The organism is Oribacterium sp. P9, from assembly GCF_046365365.1.
GTDB lineage: Bacteria > Bacillota > Clostridia > Lachnospirales > Lachnospiraceae > Oribacterium.
The window spans coordinates 1-587 of record NZ_JBKEIS010000061.1; the positions used below are offsets into that span (position 1 = coordinate 1).

The following is a 587-nucleotide window of genomic DNA, read 5'->3' on the forward strand; positions in this document are numbered from 1 at the left end:
TTCTGTTGTTGCAGATGACCTCGGAGAAGCAGGATACCGTTATTCGGTTCCATCAAAGAAAGCCCCTGAACGTGGCGGATACGTAATGCCACCAGAAGCATCCAGTATCGATACACTCTTATCTCGCAGCAAGGCTCTTGCTGATCATATGCGAGAGGAGGTGGATAGCTGATGCTTACAGGAACAGCACTCATGAACGAATTAGTGGATGAGCTAAACGAACTCAAACTTTCAACCATGGCAGCCACTTTGGACGAGCTGTACCATAGACCGGAATTCCTCGAAATGGACCGTCTGACACTTATCGCCGAGCTGATTGGCCCGCAGTTTCAGGAAAAAGTCAGCACGACACTGAAGAATCGTTTAACAGCTGCACGTCTAAATGGATCGCCTGAGGAACTGACGAAATGTGTCGATTCTGACAAACGTGAGTATCTCCCTACTGGCGTAACGGAGCAGCTCGCCTCCTTGAACTTCATTGAACGAGGATATAATCTCTGTATTCTCGGCGAGTCCGACGCCGGTGTATATGCCGCTTCCTGAGATCACACTGCACGGTTATTTAGTGCACGGCTTCCGCCCGCTCA

1 protein-coding gene is annotated in these 587 nt (G+C 49.7%); it reads left to right on the forward strand.

All coding sequences use genetic code 11. From position 1 onward, the window contains the following. Positions 1–171: 171 nt before the first annotated feature. On the forward strand, positions 172–543 hold the full coding sequence (locus ACK8P7_RS11000) for a hypothetical protein (protein WP_410044237.1): 372 nt from the start codon (positions 172–174) through the stop codon (positions 541–543). Positions 544–587 lie beyond the last annotated feature (44 nt).